Raw genomic sequence first — 26,676 nt, forward strand, 5'->3', positions numbered from 1 at the left:
AACATATGTTCTTTGATAATGTAACATATTTTTACATGTAACGGTTATTGTTTTTTGAAAATTTTAATCATAAATAACAAACAGAAATTACTAAAAATGGTAGAATTTCTATTGTATGTATGAATAGATTAAGAGATATGTTAAGCTTTTTATGTATCCTTAAACTGTTATATAGACCTATATTATCAGGTGTTTTTATAGGTTTATATAAGTGTCTGGTATATATGCTATTTTTGATAAATTAAAATAGTAATATTCTATGAGATTTATATTGTTGACATTGGGATTTCAACGATACATTTTCGTAGGTCGGATTGTTGCGAGTGGATATATATTGCTATGTATACGGCTACGAAATTAAGTAGACGGATAGCAAGTATATAGAAAGGAGAAAGGTAGAAAATATGAAGCAAGTATTGAAGTGTTTTAATGTCGTAACGATGATCACACTTCTCCTATCCATCATATTGCCTTCACCCAGTGCTTTTGCTACAGAGATAAATAAAAAAAGCTGGGATGAGTTACAAGGAAATGATGTGAAAATTAAGGCAGAGCAAGTAAATGCTGAAATATATAAGGGAGAAGTAGCGGAGAGGGAGCACGTATTTCAATATACGATTGAAAATACGGGAGCTACACCAATTCAAGAATTGGTGCTTAAACAAAATAATGAAAATGAAATTACGTTCCCTTCGCAATCTGTGAAAGTAAACGGAGAGAAGTTACCTGAAAATAAGGTAGCGGATTTCTATGTAGAGGAAAAAGATAAGGGAGGAAAGATTCTTTCTTCTAATCTTAAAATTAAAGATTTAAAATCACATGAAAAAATGACTGTGTTAATAAAAGCTCGTCGTGCACAACATTTTAATAAAGAGTATAAGCAAAAAATTAGTGTGCAAAAGGATCAACTACAAATAGGAAACATGTCTGTAGATGTTGAAGGGCTTCCTTCTGGAGAGAATTTAGAAGCTAATACCGATGATGAGGCTGACAGTAGTAAGAAAGCTATCGGATCAACAACTGATTCGAAAGTTAAAGAAGTGGATGCAAAAGTATCTGCAGAGGATAAAAATAAACTTGCACGAAAAACAGAAATAGAGAAGATAAAACAACCTGAAGCTGAGAAGCAACTAGAAAAAGAGAAAAAGCAATCACCTTTAGCAGTAAAGCAGAGTGATGCAGAAGTACAAGCTGCATCAGAAAATGCTTCGAAGGTTCAAATCCAAACAGGAGATAAACAAGGGTTTGGAGATCCACTGTATTCTACAATTGCTTCTGGTAATTTAGTACAGACTGGTAATGTGACGCTTGGTTTGACTACGGATCATTATGGAAGACAAAGTATGGGTTATAAAACGAATAAAATGACTGTGGACGTTGATAACGAGGATAGTACTTTTAATTCGTCAACAGGTGCATTTCCTAACATCCCTGCCGGAAGTAAAGTGAAAAAGGCGTATTTGTTTTGGACAGCTGCAATGGGAACTGTAACTAGTACAAATGTTAATCAAAGAGTTAGTGATAATGATGTACGACAACCAGTCAAAATGAAAATGGGAAATAAAGAATATGCAGAGGTAAGTGCTGATAGCATACGAAAAGCGGATTACCTACCTTATATTTCTAATTACTCAGGTAGTGGCGCAGGATATGTTGCGTATGCAGATGTAACAAATGTAATTGCACAGCAAGGTATTTCTCAAACGTTGACAGTTGCGAATGTGCCACAAATTAAAGATGTAACAGGTGGCGGCTATTACTGGGGTAACTGGAATCTTATATTAGTTTATGAAAACTATAAAGAAACAGTAAAAGACATGAAGATTTGGGAAGGGTTAGTCTCTCAAAAAAGTACAGCCTGGACAGATATTAGCGTTAATAAAATAAACACACCAAAAGAAGGTGCTTTTAAGGCGAAATTTAGTTATTTTTCATCGCAAGGTGATCCAGCTGAGAAAGATGGATATGCATATGATTATGGAGAATATGATTTTGGTGCTGGATATATAAAGATAAAGAATATTAACGGTAAAGATAATGATGCGAATGATTCGTCTATGACAGAAGTACAAGTAGACGGTACTAACGAGTTTGTTACAAAAAAATATCCAGGATATAACCCGAATTGGACAAATTCATTCAGTACTGACATTCATACATATCACTTTGAAGGGCCCACTCAAGTAAAAAATGATTTAAAAGAAGCAAAAATGCGTTTTAGAGCAAATGGTGGTACTGGTGATATTTACGTATTAAACAATGCTACATTCGTAACAGAACATAATGCTCCAAACTTACAAGTTGATAAAAAGGCGTTAGATGGTGCTGGTAAAGAAGTTAAGGAAATTAAATCCGGTGAAGAGTTTACGTATCAAATTGAAGTGAAAAATGATACGAAAAATAATCAAGCACCTGTATCTAATGTAAAAGGTTTTGATAAATTAGATGATCGTTTAGAGTATGTTCCGGAATCTATACAATATATTTCTGGAAGTAATAAAGGAAATAAAACAGATAATGCAAGCGATGATGAAGCAGAGTTTGTAAATAATCAAATTGATTTCCGTATTGGTGAAGGGGCAGATGCTAAAGACGGCGGTGTTTTAAAACCTGGTGAAAGTGCCATTATTACATTTAAAGTAAAAGTGAAAGCTTCTGTACAATCAGATACAACAATAAAAAATATCGTTGCTGTAAAGGGAAAAGATAGTACCGAGGTAAATTATGAAACTACAGATGATGCAAATGTTACGGTTACGCTTCCGAAAGAAGTTCCGGGAGAAATAGAGGCAAGAAAAATAGCTTCTAATAAAACACCGAAGCTAAGTGACGAGGTAGAGTATCGTATTACATTTAAAAATAAGACAAAAGATGGACGTCTAGATGTATTGACAATTGAAGACGAATTACCAAGTAGTCTTGAATACGTGAAAGATAGCTTGAAAGCAGAAGGTGCAAAACCAGAGCCAGTAGAGCTGAAGTTTGAAAATGGCAAAGTAATTGCAAAGTATCCAGAAATTATGGATATGGAAGAAAGAAGTATCATCTTTAAAACAAAAGTAAAAGAAACTGCAAAAATTGGTGAAGAAATTGTTAATAAAGCAACCGTTAGTGATAAAACAAATCCACCAAAGGATTTAGAAGAGAAGATTACACCACAGCATAAGGCCGGTAAAATTGCTGCAAAGAAAAAAGCAACAAATAAAAAGCCGAAGCTAGGAGAAGAAGTTGAATATCAAATTAGCTTCAAAAATACGGTGGAAAATGGAAAACTAGATGCAGTTACAATAGAAGATGAAATTCCAGCTAACTTAGAATTTGTTCAAGGTAGTGAGAGAGCTGAAGGTGTTGAACCAAATCCAGTAGAGTTAAAAGTAGCAAATGGTAAGGTAATCGCCAAATATCCAGAGATTACGGATACAAAAGAGCGAAGCATTGCCTTTAAAGTGAAAGTAAAAGAAGAGGCAAAAGCCGGAGAAACAATTGTTAATAAAGCGGTTGTGAGTGAGCCAAATGGACAAACTGAGCATCCAGAAGAAAAGATTACGCCGGATTATAAATACGGTAAAGTGGATGTTGAAAAAAGCGTAACGAATCAAACACCAAAACTAGGAGAAGAAGTGGAATACCGAATTACATTTTATAATACGGTAGAAAACGGAAAACTAGAAAAGGTGCTAGTAGAAGATACACTACCTAAAGGTGTTGAATACGTGAAAGATAGTTTGAAAGCTGAAGGTATAAAACCAGAGCCAGTAGAACTAAAAGTGGAAGACGGCAAAGTAATGGCAAAGTATCCAGAAATTACGGATACAGAAAAAAGAAGTATTGTCTTTAAAGTGAAAGTAAAAGATTCGGCAAAAGTAGGGGAGGCAATTGTAAATAAAGCAATTGCAAAAGATCCGAAAAATGAGCCTGTTGAATCGAAGGTTGTTATTACACCGCAAAGTAAAAAAGGTGAAGTTGCTGCTACAAAGGTAGTTAATAATAAGAAACCGAAGTTAGGAGAAGAAATCGAGTACCGCATTAGTTTTCATAATACGGTTGAGAACGGAAAACTAGAAGAGGTGCGAGTGGAAGATACAATTCCAAAAGGTCTTGAATATGTAGAAAATAGTATCAAGGCCGAAGGAGAAGCACCTGGACCAGTAGAATTAGCTGTTGAAAATGGAATAGTCAAAGCTAAGTATATCGATATTATGGATATGAAAGAAAGAAGTATCGTCTTTAAAGTAAAGGTGAAGGAAGAAGCAAAAGTAGATAAAGAGATTGTCAATAAAGCAATTGTTGATGATACGAAAAATCCACCGATTGAGCCGGAGGAAAGAATTACTCCGCAATATAAGGATGGAATAATTGATTCGAAGAAGACAGTAGATAATCCATCACCAAAACTAGGAGAAGAAATAGAATACCGAATTAGCTTTCAAAATACGGTAGAAAACGGAAAACTAGAAAAGGTAACGATAGAGGATACAATTCCTAACGGTTTAGAGTATGTAAAAGGCAGTGAAAAGGCTGAAGGTGATAAACCAGCTCCATTAAAGTTAAGTGTGAAAGATGGAAAAGTCATTGCTGAATACGACAATATTACGGATATGAAAGAAAGAAGTATTGTCTTTAAGGTAAAGGTGAAGGAAGAAGCGGAAGTAGGTAAGGAAATCATCAATAAGGCAATTGTTGATGATATGAAGCATCCGAAAGAACCAGAAGCGAAAATTACACCATTACACAAAGATGGAAAAATTAAAGCGAAGAAAATCGTAAATAATGAAACACCGAAGTTAGGAGAAGAAGTAGAATACCGAATTAGTATGAAAAATACGGTAAAGAACGGAAAGCTAACAGACGTGACAATAGAGGATACTTTACCAGAAGGTTTAGAGTATGTAGAAAATAGTTTGAAAGCAGAAGGTGCCGGAACAGATTTAGTAGAGCTGAAATTTGAAAACGGTAAGGTAATGGCAAAATATCCAGAAATTATGGATACAGAAGAAAGAAGTATCGTTTTTAAAGTGAAAGTAAAAGAAGAAGTAACAGTTGGTAAAAAAATCATTAATAAAGCAACTATTGATGATTCACAAAACAAGCCAGTTAATCCGACAGCGGAAATTATTCCTCAGTATAAAGATGGAAAACTTGAAGCGAAAAAGATGGTAAATAATGAAACGCCGAAGTTAGGAGAAGAAGTGGAATACCGAATTAGCTTTAAAAATACGGTAGAACATGGAAAGTTAACAGAGGTAATAATAGGAGATGATTTACCAAATGGATTAGAGTATGTGAAAGATAGTTTAAAAGCAGAAGGTTCTAAGCCAGTTCCAGTGGAATTGAAATTTGAAAACGGTAAGGTAATGGCGAAGTATCCTGAGATTATAGATACAAAAGAGAGAAGTATTACCTTTAAAGTGAAAGTAAAAGGTAAAGTGAGCGATTCGATTGTTAATGAAGTGATTGTGAGCGATACGAAATATCCGCCAGAAACACCGACAGCAGAAATTATTCCGCAACATAAAGACGGAAAAGTGAAAGCGAAGAAGACGGTAAATAATGAAACGCCGAAGTTAGGAGAAGAAGTAGAATACCGAATTAGTTTTAAAAACACGGTAGAAGACGGAAAACTAGCAGAGGTGAAAATAGAAGATACTTTACCCGAAGGTTTAGAGTACGTAGAAAACAGTGTGAAAGCAGAAGGTTCTAAGCCGGATCCAGTGGAATTGAAAGTGGAAAATGGTAAGGTAATGGCGAAGTATCCAGAGATTACGGATACAGAAGAAAGAAGTATCACTTTTAAAGTGAAAGTAAAAGATGAAGTGAAAGTCGGTAAAAAAATCGTCAATAAAGCAATTATTGATGATACGAAAAATGAGCCAGAAACACCGACGGCAGAAATTACTCCACAGCATAAAGATGGAAAAGTAGAAGCGAAGAAAACGGTAAATAATGAAACGCCGAAGTTAGGAGAAGAAGTAGAATACCGAATTAGTTTTAAAAACACGGTAGAAAACGGAAAGCTAGCAGAGGTAAAAATAGAAGACGATTTACCAAATGGATTAGAGTATGTGAAAGATAGTTTACGAGCAGAAGGATCTAAGCCGAATCCGGTAGAACTGAAAGTGAAAGATGGCAAAGTAATCGCAAAATATCCAGAAATTACGGATATAGAAGAAAGAAGTATCGTCTTTAAAGCGAAAGTAAAAGAAGAATTTAAAGTTGGTGAAGGCATTGTCAATAAAGTAGTTGTTGATGATACAAAAGATCCAACAACTTCAGAAGTAACAATTACGCCAGAATATAAAGACGGTAAGCTTAAAGCAGAGAAATTTGTAAACAATAAAAAACCGAAATTAGGAGAAGAAGTAGAATACCGAATTAGTTTTAAAAACACGGTAGAAAACGGAAAACTAGTAGAGGTTAAAGTAGAAGATGAAATTCCAGCTGGATTAGAGTTTGTAGAGAACAGTTTACAAGCAGAAGGATTTAAGCCTAGTCCGGTAGAATTAAAATTTGAAAACGGCAAGGTAATGGCAAAGTATCTAGAAATTGCGGATACAAAAGAAAGAAGTATTATCTTTAAAGTGAAAGTAAAAGAAGAGGCAGAAATAGGCAAGGAGATTGTTAATAAAGCGATTGTAGTAGATACAAAAAATGAGCCAGTAGAGCCTCATGTGGAAATTACTCCGCAATATAAAGATGGTAAAATTATTGCGCAGAAAGTAGCAAATAATCATAAACCGAAACTAGGAGAAGAAGTAGAATACCGGATTAGTTTTAAAAACACGGTAGAAAACGGAAAACTAGCAGAGGTAAATATAAAGGATACATTACCAAATGGTTTAGAGTATGTAGAAGGAAGCATCACAGCAGAAGGTTCTAAACCGAAACCAGTAGAGCTACAGGTGAAAAATAATAAAGTAATGGCAAAGTATCCAGAAATTACAGATACAGAGGAAAGAAGTATTGTCTTTAAAGCGAAGGTAAAAGAAAGCGTCAAAGTGGGAGAAGAAATCGTAAATAAGGCAATTGTAGATGATACAAAGGATCTACCAGAAGAGCCTTATGTACCGATTACACCACAATATAAAGATGGAAAAATTGAGGCAAGAAAAGAAGTAAGTAATCATGAACCGAAGTTAGGCGAGGAAATCGAATATCGAATTATTTTTAATAATACGGTGAAAGATGGAAAACTAGCAGAGGTAAAAATAGAAGATAAAATTCCAGCTGGATTAGAGTTTGTAGAAGGAAGCGAAAAGGCTGAAGGTGAAGAGCCAAAACCAGTGGAGTTAAAAGTAGAAAATGGTAAGGTAATGGCAAAGTATTCAGAGATTATGGATACGAAAGAAAGAAGTATTGTCTTTAAAGCGAAGGTAAAAGATTCGGTTACAGTAGGTAAGGACATTACAAATAAAGCGATTATCCATGTTGATGATCCGAACCATCCAGTAATTAATCCGACAGCAAAAATTACACCGCAATATAAAGACGGTAAAATTGCTGCTCATAAAAAGGTGAATAATCATAAACCGAAGCTAGGTGAAGAAATCGAATATCGAATTTCATTTAATAATACGGTGAAAGATGGAAAACTGGCAGAGGTTAAAATTGAGGATGAAATTCCGTTTGGTTTAGAGTATGTGAAAGATAGTCTAAAAGCAGAAGGTGATAAGCCGGCCCCAGTAGAGTTGAAAGAAGAAGCTGGTAAGGTTAGTGCGAAGTATGAAAATATCACTGACATGAAAGAAAGAAGCATTATCTTTAAAGTGAAGGTGAAAGATTCCGTTGAAGTGGACAAGGCAATTGTAAATAAAGCAATTGTTGATGATACAAAAAATCCACCAGTGCGACCGGAAGTAGATATTACATCGCAGCATAAAGATGGTAAATTTAAAGCTAATAAAAAGGTAAGTAAAAAAGATCCAAAACTAGGAGAAGAAGTAGAGTACCGAATTAGTTTTAAAAATACGGTAGAAAACGGAAAACTAGCAGAAGTGAAAATTGAGGATCAACTACCAAATGGATTAGAGTATGTGAAGGATAGTTTAAAATCAGAAGGTAATGAGCCAGCGCCAGTAGAGTTAAAAGAAGAAGCTGGTAAGGTTAGTGCGAAGTATGAAAATATTACTGATACAGCTGAGCGTAGTATTCGCTTTAAGGTAAAAGTAACGGAAGCAGTAAAAGTCGGTAAGAAAATCGTGAATACGGCAATTGTAGATGATGATAATCCGAAGAATCCGCCGCAAAAACCAGAAGCGATTATTACGCCGGAGTATAAGGACGGAAAACTAAAAGCTGAGAAAACAGTAAATAATCCAGCTCCAAAATTAGGAGAAGAAGTAGAGTATCGAATTACTTTCCGTAACGTAGTAGAGCACGGAAAAGTAGCGAAGGTGAAGATTAAGGATGAATTACCAACTGGCTTAGAGTTTGTAGAAGGTAGTGAAAGAGCCGAGGGAGAGAATCCGAAACCGTTGTATGTGAAAGTGAAAAACGGCACAGTACTCGCAGAATATCCAGAAATTACGGATACGAAAGAAAGAAGCATCGTCTTTAAAGTAAAAGTGAAAGAAAAAGCTAAAATTGGCGAAGCGATTGTGAATACGGCGGTTGTGGAAGATACTATAAATCCACCAGAGAAACCAAATGTCGCTATACAGCCTCAGCATAAAGATGGTGCATTACAAGCGGAAAAAACAGTAAGCAATCATGAACCGAAGTTAGGAGAAGAAGTAGAATATCGAATTAGCTTTGAAAATACGGTAGAAAACGGAAAACTAACTGAGGTAAAAGTAGAAGATAAAATTCCAGCCGGTTTAGAATACGTACAGGATAGTATAAAGTCTGATGGGCCGGAACCAAATCCAGTAGAACTTAAAGTTGAGAATGGAAAAGTAACAGCAAAGTATCCAGAAATTACGGATACGAAAAAAAGAAGTATCATCTTTAAAGTGAAAGTACAAGAAACGGTACAAGTAGGAAAAGAAATTATAAACAAGGCGGTTGTGGATGATAATAATCCGACAAATCCACCAGTTGAGTCACTTATACCAATTACACCTCAATATAAAGATGGGAAACTAGAGGCAAGGAAAGAAGTAAGTAACCATGAACCAAAGCTAGGGGAAGAAATTGAATATCGAATTATTTTTAACGGCACAGTAGATGGCGGGAAGTTAGTTGATGTAAAGATTGAAGATGAAATTCCGTCTGGTTTAGAGTATGTGAAAGAAAGTCTGGAGGCCGTAGGTGATAAGCCTTTACCAACAGAACTTAAAGTCGAGAATGGAAAAGTAACAGTGAAGTATCCAGAAATTACGAATACGAAAGAAAGAAGTATCATCTTTAAAGTAAAGGTAAAAGAATTAGTAAAAGTTGGAGAGAAAATAACAAATAAAGCGATCATTCATGTAGATGATCCAAATCATCCAGTTATAGAACCGACAGCGACAATAAAGCCAGAATATAAAGATGGTAAGTTAAAAGCGACGAAGATAGTAAATAATAAAGAACCGAAGCTAGGAGAAGAAGTAGAATACCGAATTAGTTTCAAAAATACGGTAGAAAACGGTAAACTAGCAGAGGTAAAGGTAGAAGATGAAATTCCAGCCGGTTTAGAGTACGTGCAAGATAGCATTAGATTTGAAGGGGCGGAGCCAAATCCAGTAGAGTTAAAAATGGAGTTTGGAAAAGTAATAGCGAAGTATCTAGAAATTACAGATACAAAAGAACGTAGTATTATTTTTAAAGCGAAGGTAAAAGCAGCACCAAGTAAAGGGATAACAAATAGAGCGATAGTGGACGATAGAATAAATCCACCACTTGAGCCTACAGTTACAATTTTACCGAAAACAAAAGAAGATTTTAAGATACCAGAAGAACCGAAAGAACCAGAAGTGAAACCGGAAGATCCGAAAGAACCAGAAGTGAAGCCGGAAGAACCGGAAGAGCCGAAAGAACCGAAGGAACCAGAAGTGAAACCGGAGGAACCGAAAGAACCAAAGGAACCAGAAGTGAAACCAGAGGATCCGAAAGAACCAAAAGAACCAGAAGTGAAACCAGAGGATCCGAAAGAACCAAAAGAACCAGAAGTGAAACCGGAAGATCCGAAAGAACCGAAGGAACCAGAAGTGAAACCGGAGGAACCGAAAGAACCAAAGGAACCAGAAGTGAAACCAGAGGATCCGAAAGAACCAAAAGAACCAGAAGTGAAACCGGAGGATCCGAAAGAACCGAAGGAGCCAGAAGTGAAACCGGAGAAACCGGAAGTAAAACTTGAAAAGTTAATTAAAGAACCGCAAGTAAAAGTAGAAAAAGAATTACCGAAAACAGGGGCAGCACATTCATGGATAATGTCAGTTGGTGCGGGAATTTCATTCTTAGTTGGCGGAGTATTATTCGTATTAGGTAGAAGAAGAAAACAATAATTTTTTTAGACGAAAAGCACACTGAGTTCGATAGTTTATGGAACTCAGTGTGCTTTCGTGGTATATAAAAGGAAAGCTCCTTCCACTTATGGAAGGAGCTTTTATTTTTGCATATTAAAACATACTTGAGCTATGCATCGGTTGAAGTTTTGCATTTGGATCGAAGTAAGCTTTTGCATTGTTTACTGCTGTCGGTGCTTCGCCAAATCCACAAGCGATAAGTTTTACTTTTCCTTCATATGTACAAATGTCACCAGCAGCGTAAATGCCAGGAATATTCGTTTCCATTTTTGAATTCACAAGGATGCTATTTTTTTGTATATCTAAGCCCCAGTTTTTAATTGGACCAAGAGAAGAAACGAAGCCGTAGTTTACAATTACGTCATCAACATCGATGATAACTTTTTCTTCAGTTTTTACGTGCTGAAGAACGACTTGTTCAATTTTGTCATCACCAATGAGTTCAACTGGAACATACGGTGTACTTACTTCTGCACGAGAATTCATTAAGTTTTCGACGCTATGTTCATGTGCACGGAATTTATCACGGCGATGAACGATTGTAACTTTTTCAGCAATCGGTTCTAACATCATCGTCCAGTCTACTGCGGAGTCGCCACCGCCAAATACTACGACGCGCTTGCCAGCAAATTTATTCATATCATCAACGAAATAATGTAAGTTTTTCTTTTCGTATTTTGCTGTACCTTCTAATTCTAAGCGGCGTGGTTGGAAAGCACCATTGCCGGCAGTAATGATGACTGATTTAGAATAGTGAGTTTGTTTATTCGTAACAAGTTTAAATATACCATCAGCTTGTTTTTCAAGCGTATCAACCGCTTCTTCTAAGCAAACGGTTGGATCAAATTTCTTCATTTGCTCTTTTAAGTTATCGACTAATTCTTGTGCACGCACTTTTGGAAATCCAGCCACATCATAAATGTATTTTTCAGGGTAGAGTGCGGATAATTGTCCTCCAAGTTGAGGTAAGCTTTCAATGATTTTTACACTTGCTTGTCTCATACCGCCATAAAATGCTGTGAACAGTCCCGTTGGACCACCACCAATAATTGTTATGTCGTAAACTTTTTGATTTTCTGCCACTTTCATTCCCCCTATAGATGGAATTTTGATATTGATTTCATATATTGTTCATATGTACACGAAAATCCTGCAAATGATGACACTTTCAAATAAATGATAGCATATTTGAGTTCATAATACTTCTGAAAACGACTGAATTGTGTGTAAGTTTTCGCATAGGTTCTTTTTTATTGTATAAAATATACAGAAAGGAAAATACATGAAAAAAAGGCTGAAAAACCCTTGAAAACGCTATGTTATTTTAAAATATTGATAATTCGCCAGATGCTTGAATTCTGGAATAAAACCGACTAATATAGGGAAGTATTATGTTAAATTTCTATGACAAAATTCGTACGATTTTTTGACTGCGTTTTGTTATGATATAGAATGTGATAAATTCCACATTCTTGACAAATAGAGTTTTTAGTACTTGGTATTATTTCTCATTACTATTATATAAAGAAAAGGGTTGTGATTTGGTGAAGACTCCAAAAATCGTAGTTTTAGGTGCAGGTTATGGCGGGATGATTACGACTGTTCGTCTGCAAAAAGCATTATCTGTAAATGAAGCTGAAATTACGTTAGTAAACAACAACAGCTATCACTACCAAGCGACTTGGTTACACGAGAGCGCAGCTGGTACATTACAAGATGAAAAAATCTGTCTAGATATTCAAGACGTTATTGATACAAATAAAGTGAACTTTGTACAAGACACAGTAGTAGAAATTAAAGCTGCTGAAAAACGTATTATCTTAAAAGACGGCGAGTTAGAGTATGACTACTTAGTAATCGGTCTTGGTTTCGAATCAGAAACATTCGGAATTACAGGATTAAAAGAGCATGCATTCTCAATCGCTAACATTAATGCAACTCGTGAAATTCGTGAGCATATGGAAGCTAGTTTCGCTAAATATGCAGATGAGAAGCGCGATGAGTTAGTAACAATCGTTGTTGGTGGTGCTGGATTTACTGGTATCGAGTACGTAGGTGAGCTTGCAAACCGTGTTCCTGAACTTTGCAAACAGTACAATGTACCACGTGAAAAAGCACGTATCATTTGTGTAGAAGCGGCTCCAACAGCACTTCCAGGTTTCGATCCAGCATTAGTAGAATACGCTGTAAAACAACTTGAGAAAAAAGGCGTAGAATTCCGCATCGGTACAGCAATTAAAGAAGCAACTGAAGAAGGAATTATCGTTGCAAATGGCGATGATACGGAATTAATTAAGTCTGAAACAGTAGTTTGGGCTGCAGGTGTTCGTGGTAATGGTATTGTGGAAGAGTCTGGCTTTGAAGCAATGCGCGGACGTGTAAAAGTTGATGAGTACATGCACGCTCCAGGATACGAAGAGGTATTCATGGTTGGTGATGCCGCGTTAATTATTAACGAAGAAATTAACCGTCCATACCCACCAACAGCACAAATTGCAATTCAACAAGGTTACAACATTGCACACAACTTAACTGTATTAGTTCGTGGCAAGGGCGAAATGAAAAAATTCGCATTCGATAATAAAGGATCTGTATGTTCTTTAGGTCATGACGATGCAATGGGTGTTGTTATGGGTAAAAAGTTAACAGGTTGGAAAGCTTCCTTCATGAAGAAAGTAATCGATAACCGCTACCTGTTCTTATTAGGTGGACCTTTATTAGTTCTTAAAAAAGGTAAATTAAAGTTCTTTTAATATATAGTAGAAAAAGCAGAAACGGCTAAGCGCTGTTTCTGCTTTTTTCATATTAAAAATATAGTATAATATATAAAAAGAAAGAATATTCTGTCCGTTATGATGGAGGAGGTTATTACATCATGGAGAAACGAGGGAAGGTATGGCTAGCTGTTAGCGGTCTAGTAGCTACAAAAGATGGCAGGTGGCTATTCGTTAAGAAGAAATACAGTGGATTAAAAGGGAAATGGTCTTTACCGGCTGGTTTTGTAAATGAAGGTGAGACAGTTGATGAAGCTGTGAAACGCGAAGTGTTAGAAGAGACAGGCATTGTCGCTCATGTGAAGGGGATCATTGGTGTTCGATCGGGTGTTATTCGTGATGAAATTAGTGATAATATGATTATTTTCCTTTTGGAGCCTGAAGGAGAAAATATTATTGTACAGGAGAAAGAATTGTCTGAAGTGGCGTTCTTACATCCAGATAAGATTGCGGACGATCCGAATACGTCTGTACTTATTAAATATTTGTTAGAAGGAAGATCAGAACTACATCTTGAAGTGGACAAAACATTAAATCCAGGAGAATCATTTGGTTATACAGCTTATCACGTATTTACGGCACGTGCGAAGGAGAGGGAAAAAGAGTGAGTATACCGGTACTACTTATTTCAATGATGTTATTCTTTATTTTGTTCTTTGGAATTGGATTTTTACTCAACATGATTTTGCGGGCTACATGGGTAATGGTTATTGTGTATCCGATTGTTTGTATGCTTATTATTAATAAAGCGAGTATGTGGGATTATTTTTCAAAGCCGAAAGAAACATTTTCTTCATTTGGGACAAGTGTATCGCACTTAGGACAAGCAGACTTATTTATTCTATCTACTGGATTAGTAGGGGCTGCTTTAGCAGGAGTCGTGATCAAGAAACTTCGGAAAAGCGGATATCAAATGTTTTAATCTCCAATTCATTTGGAGATTATTTTTTTTGCATATTCCTTCATCGTATAGGGAATGATTAACGATGAAGGAGTGTGGAATATAAAAATGTTAAAACGATATTGTATTCGCATTATGATGACTTGTTTACTTGCAATTGCATTATGCGTAACATGGAATGCTTTCACAGGAGTTTCTCTATTAGAGATTGTAAAGAAATATGAGGGAACGAGTGCAAAAGAAGTACATGCAGCAGAAGTTAAGAGAAATGTTGCTCCGAGTAAAGAAGTGATAAATGCTTTAGAGCAGGCAAACGACTGGTCTAAATATCGTTCAATTGAAATGACTGCAACAGGTTATACATCGGGGATTGAGTCAACTGGTAAGAGGCCAGGGCATCCAGAGTATGGTATTACATATTCAGGTGTTAAAGTGAAAAGGGATTTATATTCCACAATTGCTGCGGACTTACGCGTATTCCCGATTGGAACGATTCTCTTCGTGCCAGGTTACGGGTATGGTGTAGTAGCTGATAAGGGCGGTGCAATAAAAGGAAACCGTCTTGATCTATATTATGATACGGTGAAAGATGTTTATAGCCAATGGGGTAAGAAAAAAGTAAATGTGTATGTAGTAAAAGTAGGAAATGGTAAGTTTACAGAAGAAGAGTTAACGATGTTAAATCAAGACGAAACGATGCAAGTGTTTCGTGGTCAATATTTAAAACAAAGATAGTCTAGTTGTAATTACGCTAGACTTTTTTTCTTGGCTTATTTCATAATAGAGGAGATTTTACACGTCATATAACTGTAGTTGGAATTGTCGCATTTTATAGAAAATAAAGTTATAATGGTGGTAGAGAAATTTAGGGGGTCTGAACATGTTTCAAGTACAAAAAGAATTAGCAGGTCATGAAGTAGTGATTGTTGCTCTATTTGAAGAAGAGAAAATGAGTAGTTTTGTACAAGAACTGGACAAAGCGTTTGAAGGACAATTACAAGTTTTACTAGAAGAGAAAGAATTATCTACGAAGAAAAAGGCCATTTCGAAAGTACATAGCTTAGGAAAAACAAATGTGAAACGTTATTACTTTGTTGGTTTAGGCAAGAAAGAGTCTTACACGACAGAAACGTTACGTGCGGCTCTTGGAAAAGCGTTTAAAACATTACAAGTAGCAAAAGTACAAGATGCAGCAATCTTACTTGATTCTTTCGTAACAGAGAAATTAGATGCGATTGATGTAGCTCATATTGTAGCAGAAGTACAAGGCCTTGGTACATATGAGTTACAAACGTATAAATCAGATAAAAAGGATCGTGAAGAGTTAGAGAAGTTCACGGCTATTACAGCGGAAGATGCACAAGAAATTGAAGCCGCATTAACAGTTGGCTACGTACATGGACGTGCAACAAACTCGGCTCGTACACTTGTAAATATGCCGCCAAACGTATTAACAGCGACAAAGCTTGCTGAGTATGCTGTTGAGTTAGCGGAGAAGTATGATATGGACTATAAAGTTCTTGAGAAAGAAGAGATGGAAGATCTTGGTATGGGTGCATTACTTGCAGTAAACCAAGGTAGTGTAGAGCCACCAAAAATGATCGCTCTTATTTATAAAGGAAAAGAAGAGTGGACGGATGTCATTGGATTCGTTGGAAAAGGTATTACATACGATACAGGTGGTTATTCTTTAAAACCACGTGAAGGCATGGTTGGTATGAAAGGTGATATGGGCGGTGCAGCTGCTGTATTAGGTGCGATGGAAATTATCGGAGAACTGCGCCCAGAACAAAATGTGATCGCTGTTATTCCTTCAACTGATAACGTTGTAAGTGGTACGGCATTTAAGCCAGACGATGTAATCACATCTATGAGCGGAAAGACAATTGAAGTATTAAATACGGATGCAGAAGGTCGTCTAGCTTTAGCTGATGGTATTACGTATGCGAAAAAACTTGGTGCAAACTACCTTGTTGATGTTGCAACATTAACAGGCGGTGTAATTGTTGCACTTGGAAACTATACGACAGGCGCAATGACAAATAATGAAGAGTTATTTGAGCAAGTGCTAGAGGCTTCTATGGAAACAGATGAGCCAATTTGGCAACTACCGATTTTTGATCGTGATAAAGAACGTGTGAGAAACAGTAAGTTTGCTGATTTAAATAACTCACCAGGCCGTGAAGGACATGCGGTTATGGCAGGTACATTCCTAGGCGAATTCGCTGAAGATACACCGTGGGTACACTTAGATATCGCTGGAACATCAGAAACAAAAGGCGCGCACGACTTAGGTCCAGCTGGAGCAACTGGTGCAATGGTACGTACACTTGCAACACTTGTGGAGCGTTTCGGAGAAGAATAAGAGTATAAGTGAAGACTGTTCCAATATTTTGGAACAGTCTTCTTTTTTATAGGTTTGTTTATCTAGCTATTTGCCGGGCAGTAAGACCCTCACCTCAAAAATTCAGCGGAAGCAAAGAAGTTAAGTGTGGATCGAGCTGCTCGTAAACTCTTGATTGGTGAGGGCTGATTAAAGTTTCACTTTATAAAGAAATCGTATACAAAATCCCATTTAAGGCAAAAGAAGTACGGCCCGTTTCTTCAGAGACAACTAATATAAGTGCATCACTCTTTTCTGATAAGCCAATTGCAGCTCTGTGCCGTGTTCCCAGCTCAGGATCAACTTCTGTACTTTTCGTTAAAGGAAGAATATTAGCAGCTGAGACAATATGATTATTTTTTACGAGAACGGCACCGTCATGAAGAGGGTTACCTGGATAAAATATTGATTCGAGTAATGGTGCAGTTAAGTGAGCGTTTAATGTCGTTCCAGTTTGAATGAAAGCTTCAAGCGTCTCGTTTCGTTCCACAACGATAAGAGCACCATGTTTTCTGGCGCTTAAATGTTGGATAGCTGTTGTAATAAAAGATGAACTTTCCGTATAAGGTGATAAATATGCCTGAATATAGTATGTAGCTGCCAATGTTTGTACATTTGCCAACATATGATGAATATCTTCCATTTTGCATAAAATGCATTCATCTTCTTTATCGATTGCGTTCCTCATAATCGATAGTTCTCTTTCAGCAATTTCAATCATTTGCTTTGTTTGTATTTTGAGCTCTTCTGACAAGCCCCATTCGTGCATAATCCTCATTCCCTTTAGTGGAGTATTTAACAATAGTGTATACAAATATTCCTAGTAAAATCCTGCTAGATTTTATAAAATATTGAGATACGGCATGTTTTTTTCATATAATAAAGGTATGACGAGCGAGAGGAGAGAGAAGAATGAATTGGAAACAAGAATTTAGTCGCTGGCTTTCTTACGCACAATTAGATGCAGAATTAAAAGAACAGCTAGAAAACATGAAGCAAGATGAGAAGAAAATCGAGGATAGCTTTTATAAAAACCTAGAGTTCGGCACAGGTGGTATGCGTGGTGAACTTGGTGCTGGTACGAACCGTTTAAACGTATATACAGTTCGTAAAGCAACAAAAGGATTAGCAAGCTTTATTGAAAAGTTAGGTGAGGAAGCGAAAAAACGAGGTGTTGTTGTAGCCTATGATTCTCGTCATAAATCACCTGAGTTTGCAATGGAAGTCGCTGCTACACTTGGTGCACGTGGTATCACAACATATGTGTTTGAAAGCTTACGTCCAACGCCAGTACTTTCTTTCGCAGTTCGTCATTTACATACAGTAAGTGGAATCGTTCTTACGGCAAGCCATAATCCGCCTGAATATAACGGATACAAAGTATACGGTGAAGATGGTGGACAGTTGCCGCCAAAAGAAGCGGATGAGTTAATTAGCTACGTAGATGCAATAGAAGATGAATTAACAGTTGAAGTCGCTGATGTAGAGCAATTAAAAGCTGACGGTTTATTACATATTATTGGACAAGAAGTAGATGATGCATATGCTGCAGAATTGAACAATGTCATCATTAATAAAGAAATGGTGGAAAAGGCCGGCAAAGACTTAAAAATCGTCTTTACACCATTACACGGAACATCAAATATTTCTGTACGCCGTGGTTTAGAAGAAGTTGGATTTACAGATGTAACAGTTGTAAAAGAGCAAGAGTTACCAGATCCAAACTTCTCTACAGTAAAATCACCGAACCCAGAAGAGCACGCCGCGTTTGAGTATGCAATTCGTGACGGTGAAAAGGTAGGCGCAGATGTATTAATCGCAACTGATCCTGACGCAGATCGCCTTGGTGTAGCTGTTCGTAATCATAATGGTGAGTTCCAAGTATTAACAGGTAACCAAACAGGTGCATTAATGCTTGATTACTTACTATCTCAAAAGAAAGAAAACGGAATACTTCCAGAGAACGGTGTCGTATTAAAAACAATCGTAACGTCTGAAATTGGCCGTACAATTGCAAAAGCATACGGTTTAGATACAGTTGATACGTTAACTGGATTTAAATTTATCGGTGAGAAAATTAGACAGTATGAAGAAAGCGGACAATACGAATTCCAATTCGGTTATGAGGAAAGCTATGGTTATTTAATCCGTCCATTCTGCCGTGATAAAGATGCAGTACAATCTGTCCTATTTGCATGTGAAGTAGCTGCATACTACAAATCACAAGGGAAAACGTTATATGATGGTCTATTAGAAGTATTTGAGAAGTATGGTTTCTTCCGTGAAGACCTTGTATCGTTAACGTTAAAAGGAAAAGATGGAGCGGAACAAATCCAAGAGATGATGGCGACGTTCCGTGAGAATCCTCCGAAAGAAGTAGCAGGCTTAACAGTCGTAGCAGTTGAAGATTATAAAGCAAGCATCATTACATCTTTACAAGATGGACATAAAGAAGAGATTCACTTACCGAAATCAAATGTGTTAAAATATCAATTAGAGGATGGTTCATGGTTCTGCCTACGTCCATCTGGAACTGAACCGAAGATTAAGTTCTACTTCGGTGTACAAGATAGTTCTTTACAAAATAGTGAACAAAAGTTACTTACTATTAAAGAAGACATTATGAATCGTTTATAATACAAAGTAATTTTAAGTAGTAAGGAACAAAAGGGAGCGAAATCTCCCTTTTGTTTTATGTAGGAAATGATTGCTATTAATTCCGACAGGAGAGAGGGTATTTTGTGATGAAAAAAGTAAGAAAAGCGATAATCCCAGCAGCTGGATTAGGAACACGTTTTTTACCAGCAACGAAAGCAATGCCGAAAGAAATGTTACCGATAGTAGATAAACCAACGATTCAATACATTGTAGAAGAAGCAGTGAAATCGGGAATCGAAGATATTATTATCGTTACTGGTAAAACAAAGCGCTCTATCGAAGATCATTTTGATAACGCATTTGAACTAGAACAAAACTTATTAGAGAAGAAAAAATATGAGTTGCTTGAAAAAGTACAAGCTTCTTCAAAAATGGTAGATATTCATTACATCCGTCAAAAAGAGCCGAAGGGACTAGGACATGCTGTTTGGTGTGCACGTAAATTCATTGGTGATGAGCCATTTGCAGTGTTACTAGGTGATGATATTGTCCAAGCTGAGAAACCATGTTTACGTCAATTAATGGATGAGTATGAAAAAACACTTTCTTCTGTTATTGGTGTACAAACTGTTCCAGAAACAGAAACACACCGTTACGGAATTATCGATCCATTAGAACAAGAAGGTCGTCGTTACCAAGTTCGCAATTTCGTTGAGAAACCAGCACAAGGTACAGCACCTTCAAACTTAGCGATTATGGGCCGTTACATTTTAACGCCTGAAATCTTTATGTTCTTAGAACAGCAACATGTCGGTGCTGGCGGTGAAATTCAGTTAACAGATGCAATCCAAAGCTTAAATGAAATCCAACGTGTATTTGCTTACGATTTCGAAGGAAAGCGCTACGATGTAGGTGAAAAGCTAGGATTCGTTCAAACGACAATTGAAATGGCCCTGCAACACCCAGAATTACGTGATGACATGGTTGCGATGATGAAGAAAATTTTAGAAGAACAAGCGAATCAAGAGTCTTAATATAAAAAAGAGTTATTTCAGCTTGTTGAAATAACTCTTTTTTATATTATGAAATCGTCGAATGAGAATGCTGATAAGCAGAACGACGCACAGCATAGTATATGCGAGGTGCGATAATAGCACCGATAATTGTAAATGCAATATCTTTTACTGCGAACCACATCATAATCATCCAAGCAGCTTTATAACTCATATTACCGCCCATAAAGAGATTGACTGCCCCGTACATGTAAGTAGTACCGATTATATAAGTTAAAATAATTCCTGTGAAAGAGGCAATAGCAAATGGAATGAATGTTGGTCTTTCTTTTTGTTCTACTAGTTTTCCCGATACGTAAGCAACGATAATAAATGCGATAATAAAACCACCAGTAGGATCTAAAAGTGCTCCAAATCCAGCTTTGAAGTTAGCAAAGATTGGTGCGCCGGCTACGCCAACGAGCATATATACAGTCATGGATAAGGCACCAAGTCTACTTCCAAGAAGAAGACCTGCTAAAATTGCGAAAAATGGTTGCATAGATAATGGGATGCCCGCTACTTGCAGGAATGGTGCCCAAGATACAATATTTGCACCAATGGCCATAAGAGCGACGAACATGGCAGCTAATGCTAAATCTAAAACATGAAATCTCCTCATAATGTTAACCTCCTGTTGTTTTTAGGTTAACATTATCGTAGCGAAAATATTTACTTGTTGTCAATCAAAATATTTTGATAAGAAGGCTTTAAATAGTCTCTTAGCAATGTATATGGAATACGAAATTGCGGAATTCCACTTGAATACGGAGCAATTTCATATAAAGGGAAATAAATGACGAGATTGTCTGGCTCTAAAAAGAAGTGAAACTTTTTCATACTCATTACCTTTTCAGTTGCATCAGGAAAATAAATACTTTCATTTTGTTTAATTTGTCTTACAATCTCTGCACGGATTACATCTTTATATTTATCTTTTTGTTGAAATAAATCGTCTAAGTGCAGTAGCTTTTTTTCGTTTAAATCAAATGTATTTGCCTTCCACGTATAAAGACCATGTGCTCCGCCAGTATATTGATAGTAATTCACATATAGGCTAAGAAAAGGTGGTTTGTTTAATGAGACTTTATAATCGACATTTGCTACGTACGGATGAAATGGTGTACTAGATCCTTCTGTCTCTTTATAATATTTTTTTGCTTCTTTTTCTAATTTGTTTTTAAATTTGTCAGTGGATTTTTTGTAATATAAATTGAGCTTATTTTGAAATTTAGAGTCAGAAAAGTTGTGAAAAGAAGGCCTATTTATTTGATATTCTATATAAGGTTTCTTACCTTTTTGCGTTACAGTCTTAACATCGATTGTCAGGTTAGATGCTTTGGCTGTTATTGCACAATTTGGTACAATAGTCAGCAAGGAGAACATAAGCAGTAATATACAAAATTTCTGTTTCATTTAGGTGAAGCCTCCTTATATAAGTGTTATAAGTAGTTTGAAAATAAATAGGTAAAATTATACATTTAATTAAAGTAAGAGAAGGAGGAAGCGATATGGCAAAAACTTTAATGGATTCACTTGGAATTGAGTTGTTAGAGATGACAGAAGAAAAGGTGGTTGCTACGATGCCTGTTGATGAGCGTACGTATCAGCCGTTTGGATTTTTACATGGTGGTGCATCGGTTGCATTAGCAGAAACAGTGGCAAGTGTTGGTTCATACAATTTAATTGATCAAGAAAAATGTATTTGTTTCGGATTAGAAATTAATGCAAACCACATTCGCTCAAAGAAAGATGGAATTGTAACAGCGATTGGGACACCGATACATAGAGGACAATCGACAATGGTTTGGGATGTTCGCATTATTGATGAAAATGATGATTTACTATGTATATCAAGATGTACAGTAGCAATTAAAGAAAAACGTGAAAAGTAAAAAAGAGGCGCTCTTATGAGCAGCCTCTTTTTCTTATAATTAGAACTGGATTTTCTTCTCTAAGAAACCTTTTAGTTCGCTAATTGGCATACGAACTTGTTCCATTGTGTCACGGTCACGTACTGTAACAGCTTTGTCTTCAACTGAGTCGAAGTCGTATGTGATACAGAATGGTGTACCGATTTCGTCTTGACGACGGTAACGTTTACCGATAGAACCAGTTTCATCAAAGTCTACCATGAAGTCTTTAGCTAATTCTGCAAATACTTCAGTAGCACCTTCAGATAGCTTTTTAGATAATGGTAAGATAGCTGCTTTGTATGGTGCTAAAGCAGGGTGGAAACGAAGAACTGTACGAGAATCGTTTTCTAATTGTTCTTCTTCATATGCATCACATAAGAATGCTAATGTTACGCGGTCTGCGCCTAAAGATGGCTCGATGCAGTATGGTACGTAACGCTCATTCGTTTGTGGATCGATATAGTTAAAGTCTTCGTTTGAGTGTTCCATGTGACGTTTTAAGTCGAAGTCTGTACGAGATGCAACGCCCCAAAGTTCGCCCCAACCGAATGGGAATTTGAATTCAATGTCAGTTGTTGCATTACTGTAGTGAGATAACTCTTCTTCACCGTGGTCACGAAGACGCATGCTCTCTTCAGTCATACCAAGTGAAAGTAACCAGTTTTTACAAGTTTCACGCCAGAATGCGAACCACTCTAAATCTTCACCAGGCTTACAGAAGAATTCAAGTTCCATTTGTTCGAATTCACGTGTACGGAATGTGAAGTTACCAGGCGTGATTTCGTTACGGAAACTCTTACCGATTTGGCCAATACCAAATGGAAGCTTTTTACGCATAGAGCGTTGAACGTTTTTGAAGTTTACGAAAATACCTTGTGCTGTTTCAGGACGAAGGAAAATTTCGTTTGTGCTAGACTCTGTAACACCTTGGAATGTTTTGAACATTAAGTTGAACTGACGGATTTCAGTGAATTCTTCACTACCGCAATCAGGACATTTTACTTCATGTTCTTTCATTAAGTCAGCCATTTGGTCGAAAGTAAGACCGTCAACAACCATTTCAATGCCTTTTGCATCTAAAGCATCCTCAATTAATTTGTCAGCACGGTGACGAGCTTTACATTTTTTACAGTCGATCATTGGATCGTTGAAGTTACCAACGTGACCAGAAGCGATCCAAGTTTTAGGATTCATTAAAATAGCTGCGTCTAAACCAACGTTGTGTGGAGATTCTTGAATGAATTTTTTCCACCAAGCTTTTTTAACGTTATTTTTTAATTCGATTCCAAGTGGACCGTAATCCCAAGTGTTTGCAAGACCACCGTAAATTTCAGAACCAGGGAAAACAAAACCGCGATGTTTCGCTAAGTTTACAACTTGTTCCATTGAATACATAAGAAAATCCTCCTTTTGAAAGTTAACGTATTGGCGATGATATACTCTGATACTTTGGAAACGAGCAGTATATGCTAAAAAGAACATAAAAAAACGCTCATCCCAAGGCTTATTTGCCTAGGGACGAGCGTTTGCCCGCGGTTCCACCCTAGTTGATACACAAAAGGTGCATCCACTTTATCATGTATTGCTCGGGACTGCCGTTTCCTTGCGGCTTCAGGCTTTCACTATCCCTGAATCGCTTTTTATGCAAGTACTTATAAGTCCGTCATCGCTACTTATATTAATAATAATGAACATATTCTAACACGTTCTTTTTTAAATCTCAATAGAGGAACGTGTCTATCTATGATAGAGTCTCGCCTATTTTTTCATTATTTATTCCGTAATTTTGTTTAATATGCTTAATTGCTTCACGCTTACTTAATGGAGCGAGTTCATTGTTTTGCACGTATTCCCAAACTACATCTGGATTTGTTTTTGCATATTCACGAAGGACCCAGCCAATCGCTTTTTGAATGAAAAATTCTTTTGAAGAATGTAGTTGCCCAATAATCCAGAAAAGAAGTTCTTCATCCATCTTTTGTTTATATTTCAGTTGGAATAAAATAGCGGCACGTTGTAACCATATGTTATCTGATGCAATCCATTTTGGAATATACGCAGAAATTAATTCTGGGTGTTTTAAAAAGATAGTACCTAAGAATGTAGGGACGATGCTATCGACAGAGTCCCACCAAGATTTTGTGACAATAAGTTCTTCTAAGAAGGGGATATGAGTTTCGTTTATATGCTTTTTATATTTTTGCATGATATCAAGTGCGGCCGCTTGGAATTCACGTTCTGGTAAGTCCCAAAGCTCGCGTACAATAATTTGGAAGTCTTTTTTATCTGGGAGAGTATGTATTTGAATGACGTCTTTTAATAATTGGCGCCTTTCCGGTGTTTGAATACCTAGAAATGGGAAGTGATTTTTCATATAACGAGTCATAGGTTCTGCTTTTTCAGGATTTTGATGAGCTGTAAAATGCTCTTGTAATGCTTTTACAAATGGATGCATACGTGTTTCTCCTCTCTTATTCTCTTTCTTCTCTTATTATACAAAGAGTTTGGATAAATTTTAAAACATAACTTGCAATGTAATGAAATATGTTGAAAGTAGAGAGGAGAGGATAAGATGGAGGATCAAGGCGTACTAGCAGGTTTCTTTGCTCTTAGTTTTGCGTTTATTCTTGTTGTATTGATTTGGGCAATTATTGCGTATTTATTAACGGCTTTTGCACTGTATACGATGGCGAAAAATGATGGTGCAACGGATGGTGCTCTTGCGTTTATTCCTTTTTTAAATAGTAAGATATGGGGTGATTTAGCAAAAGACAAATTACCGGATTTCTTAAAAGAAGAAGCGGGATGGAAAGTATTCGGCATATATGTCGCATGTTTCATTTTTAACTTCGTACCAATTCTATATTTATTAGCAACAGCTGTATCGATTGTGCTGTCTATTTATCTTATCTACGCAATTTTAGATAGATACGGAACGAATTCTATATTGTTTACGATTATTCATACAATCACATTTTCGGTTTTCTTACCGATTCATTTATTTATTATTCGAAATGAACCGGTGAGATATAAAGAGTAGATTTTTCGTTTCTGTTGATAAGTCGATATATTTTAGATATAAGTAAAAAAGCGCCCTGATTATCAGGGTGCTTTTTCTACTACATAAGGTAGCGTAAATAAATATAAATGTGAGAAATGATTAATGAAACGATCATAATTGGGAAACCGACTTTTAGGAATTCCATGTAACTAAATTTATGTCCTTCGCGGCTCGCGATACCTGCAACGATTACGTTAGCAGAAGCTCCGATTAATGTTCCGTTTCCGCCGAGACAAGCACCTAGTGCTAATGCCCACCATAATACATCGATTTGTGCGTCAGATGGTGATAAGCCTAGCCCAACTGCCATATCGTTAATAAGTGGAATCATTGTTGCGACAAATGGGATGTTATCAATTGTTGCAGAGGCGATACCAGATACCCATAAAATAAGGATGGATGCGTAAGAAATATCTCCGCCTGTTATACCAATTACTTTTTGAGCTAACATTTTGATAAGACCGATATCGATAAGTCCTCCAACAAGTACGAATAGCCCTGCGAAGAAGAAGATTGTTACCCACTCTACGCTTGCAAATACTTCTTCAATTTCATGCTCTTTCACACCAATTAACATAAGTACAGTAGCACCAGTTAAGGCAATGATAGCCGCATCAATATGGAAAATAGAATGAGTCATGAAACCTACAATTGTAAGTCCAAGTACCGTTAAAGATTTTTTCATTAATACTGGATCTTTAATGTATTGTTTTTCATCTAAGCTCATTAATTTTTTGACTTGTACAGGATCGGCAATTAATTGTTTGCGGTACATGAAGTAAAGTATTGTTGCTGTAACTCCAATAATAATAATTACGATTGGTGCTAGATTCAATAGGAAAGCATTGAAGTCTAAATGTTTATTGGCAGAACCAATCATAATGTTAGGTGGATCACCAATTAATGTTGCCGTTCCCCCAATGTTTGAAAAAATAATTTCAGAAAGTAAATAAGGAACAGGATTTACTTGCAGTATGCGCGTAATAGATAAAGTAACTGGAACAACAAGAAGTACAGTTGTAACGTTATCTAAAAATGCGGAGCCAAGCGCAGTAAGTAGGGAAAGGGAAATTAAAATTTTAATTGGATTTCCTTGTGCCCTTTTTGCTGCTTTAATGGCAACGTATTGGAAAACACCTGATTTACTCGTAATGTTCACCAAAATCATCATACCGATGAGTAGCGTAATCGTTCCCCATTCAATATGTTTCGTAAAGGCGTTATGTAAATCGACGACCCCCACAATTACCATGAGTGCTGCACCAAGAAGTGCGATGACAGCGCGATTAATTTTTTCAGAAATAATAATGGCATATGTAATTAAAAAGACTGCGATAGCAAAATAATACTGCCAGTTAGCGAGTTCTTGCGTTGTTTCGTGCAAAAATCTCATCTCCTTTCATTCATTTTTCTTAGTGTGTCAAATATTAACTAGATGAAACACACATAACGTCATTATAAAGTAGAAAAACTGCGGATGTAAATGAAAGGAGGGATTTTGTCATATTTTCTGCATAGGTCATTTTTTCTTATTTTTTAAAATATT

17 protein-coding genes are annotated in these 26,676 nt (G+C 36.5%); 10 read left to right on the plus strand and 7 right to left on the minus strand.

Translation table 11 applies throughout. The features are described from left to right. The first annotated feature begins 404 nt into the window (after positions 1–404). The gene (locus N2V92_RS10220) at positions 405–10,424 is read left to right on the plus strand and encodes an isopeptide-forming domain-containing fimbrial protein (RefSeq protein ID WP_042596340.1); all 10,020 of its coding nucleotides are present in this window, start codon (positions 405–407) and stop codon (positions 10,422–10,424) included. Positions 10,425–10,538: 114 nt separating this feature from the next. Here N2V92_RS10220 and N2V92_RS10225 read toward each other — a convergent pair whose 3' ends face one another. After that, entirely contained in the window at positions 10,539–11,528 is a 990-nt protein-coding gene (locus tag N2V92_RS10225; protein ID WP_000829785.1) for an NAD(P)/FAD-dependent oxidoreductase, read from the minus strand. A gap of 461 nt (positions 11,529–11,989) precedes the next feature. Between N2V92_RS10225 and N2V92_RS10230 the strand changes: the two genes are divergently transcribed. The 5 genes from N2V92_RS10230 (at position 11,990) to pepA (ending at position 16,485) form a co-directional block, all read left to right on the plus strand. Then, positions 11,990–13,198 (plus strand): NAD(P)/FAD-dependent oxidoreductase, encoded by a 1,209-nt coding sequence (locus N2V92_RS10230; RefSeq protein WP_000856602.1) that lies wholly within the window; start codon positions 11,990–11,992, stop codon positions 13,196–13,198. Positions 13,199–13,320: 122 nt separating this feature from the next. Next, the gene (locus N2V92_RS10235) at positions 13,321–13,827 is read left to right on the plus strand and encodes an NUDIX hydrolase (protein ID WP_000415307.1); all 507 of its coding nucleotides are present in this window, start codon (positions 13,321–13,323) and stop codon (positions 13,825–13,827) included. Beyond that, the gene (locus N2V92_RS10240) at positions 13,824–14,141 is read left to right on the plus strand and encodes a YuiB family protein (protein ID WP_000027012.1); all 318 of its coding nucleotides are present in this window, start codon (positions 13,824–13,826) and stop codon (positions 14,139–14,141) included. The genes N2V92_RS10235 and N2V92_RS10240 overlap by 4 nt, the downstream gene beginning before the upstream one ends. 87 nt (positions 14,142–14,228) lie before the next feature. After that, on the plus strand, positions 14,229–14,855 hold the full coding sequence (locus tag N2V92_RS10245; protein ID WP_000920103.1) for a 3D domain-containing protein: 627 nt from the start codon (positions 14,229–14,231) through the stop codon (positions 14,853–14,855). 145 nt (positions 14,856–15,000) lie between these two features. Beyond that, a complete protein-coding gene (gene pepA / locus N2V92_RS10250) occupies positions 15,001–16,485 on the plus strand; it encodes a cytosol aminopeptidase (RefSeq protein ID WP_000487967.1) in 1,485 nt (494 codons plus the stop codon). Positions 16,486–16,666: 181 nt separating this feature from the next. On the opposite strand, the gene cdaS is transcribed toward pepA, so the two are convergent. Further along, entirely contained in the window at positions 16,667–17,272 is a 606-nt protein-coding gene (cdaS, locus tag N2V92_RS10255) for a sporulation-specific diadenylate cyclase CdaS (protein WP_000545255.1), read from the minus strand. A gap of 143 nt (positions 17,273–17,415) precedes the next feature. Here cdaS and N2V92_RS10260 point away from each other — a divergent pair, with 143 nt between their 5' ends. After that, the gene (locus N2V92_RS10260; protein ID WP_001104214.1) at positions 17,416–19,140 is read left to right on the plus strand and encodes a phospho-sugar mutase; all 1,725 of its coding nucleotides are present in this window, start codon (positions 17,416–17,418) and stop codon (positions 19,138–19,140) included. 107 nt (positions 19,141–19,247) lie between these two features. Continuing rightward, positions 19,248–20,135 (plus strand): UTP--glucose-1-phosphate uridylyltransferase GalU, encoded by an 888-nt coding sequence (galU, locus tag N2V92_RS10265; protein ID WP_000757823.1) that lies wholly within the window; start codon positions 19,248–19,250, stop codon positions 20,133–20,135. A 46-nt stretch (positions 20,136–20,181) separates the two neighbouring features. On the opposite strand, the gene N2V92_RS10270 is transcribed toward galU, so the two are convergent. Both N2V92_RS10270 and N2V92_RS10275 read right to left on the minus strand, forming a co-directional pair. Continuing rightward, positions 20,182–20,775: a biotin transporter BioY gene (locus tag N2V92_RS10270; protein ID WP_042596337.1), complete on the minus strand. Its 594-nt coding sequence runs from the start codon at positions 20,773–20,775 to the stop codon at positions 20,182–20,184. 50 nt (positions 20,776–20,825) lie between these two features. Continuing rightward, positions 20,826–21,569: a DUF3298 and DUF4163 domain-containing protein gene (locus tag N2V92_RS10275; protein ID WP_000810328.1), complete on the minus strand. Its 744-nt coding sequence runs from the start codon at positions 21,567–21,569 to the stop codon at positions 20,826–20,828. Between the two features lie 95 nt (positions 21,570–21,664). Here N2V92_RS10275 and N2V92_RS10280 point away from each other — a divergent pair, with 95 nt between their 5' ends. Next, positions 21,665–22,048, plus strand: a complete 384-nt coding sequence (locus N2V92_RS10280; protein WP_042596334.1) for a hotdog fold thioesterase — start codon at positions 21,665–21,667, stop codon at positions 22,046–22,048. A gap of 39 nt (positions 22,049–22,087) precedes the next feature. Here the strand turns inward: N2V92_RS10280 and N2V92_RS10285 are convergent, their stop codons facing one another. Together N2V92_RS10285 and N2V92_RS10290 are read right to left on the minus strand one after the other, a co-directional pair. Continuing rightward, on the minus strand, positions 22,088–23,464 hold the full coding sequence (locus N2V92_RS10285; protein WP_000287148.1) for a glycine--tRNA ligase: 1,377 nt from the start codon (positions 23,462–23,464) through the stop codon (positions 22,088–22,090). Between the two features lie 346 nt (positions 23,465–23,810). Beyond that, positions 23,811–24,524, minus strand: a complete 714-nt coding sequence (locus N2V92_RS10290) for a DNA alkylation repair protein (RefSeq protein WP_000553316.1) — start codon at positions 24,522–24,524, stop codon at positions 23,811–23,813. A gap of 117 nt (positions 24,525–24,641) precedes the next feature. Between N2V92_RS10290 and N2V92_RS10295 the strand changes: the two genes are divergently transcribed. After that, positions 24,642–25,109, plus strand: coding sequence for a hypothetical protein (locus N2V92_RS10295; RefSeq protein WP_000390065.1), 468 nt, complete (start codon positions 24,642–24,644; stop codon positions 25,107–25,109). A 79-nt stretch (positions 25,110–25,188) separates the two neighbouring features. Here N2V92_RS10295 and N2V92_RS10300 read toward each other — a convergent pair whose 3' ends face one another. Then, on the minus strand, positions 25,189–26,514 hold the full coding sequence (locus N2V92_RS10300; RefSeq protein ID WP_000545235.1) for an ArsB/NhaD family transporter: 1,326 nt from the start codon (positions 26,512–26,514) through the stop codon (positions 25,189–25,191). Between the last annotated feature and the right edge of the window lie 162 nt (positions 26,515–26,676).

Source organism: Bacillus sp. CH_48, from assembly GCF_038008465.1.
Classification (GTDB): Bacteria; Bacillota; Bacilli; order Bacillales; family Bacillaceae_G; genus Bacillus_A; species Bacillus_A thuringiensis_S.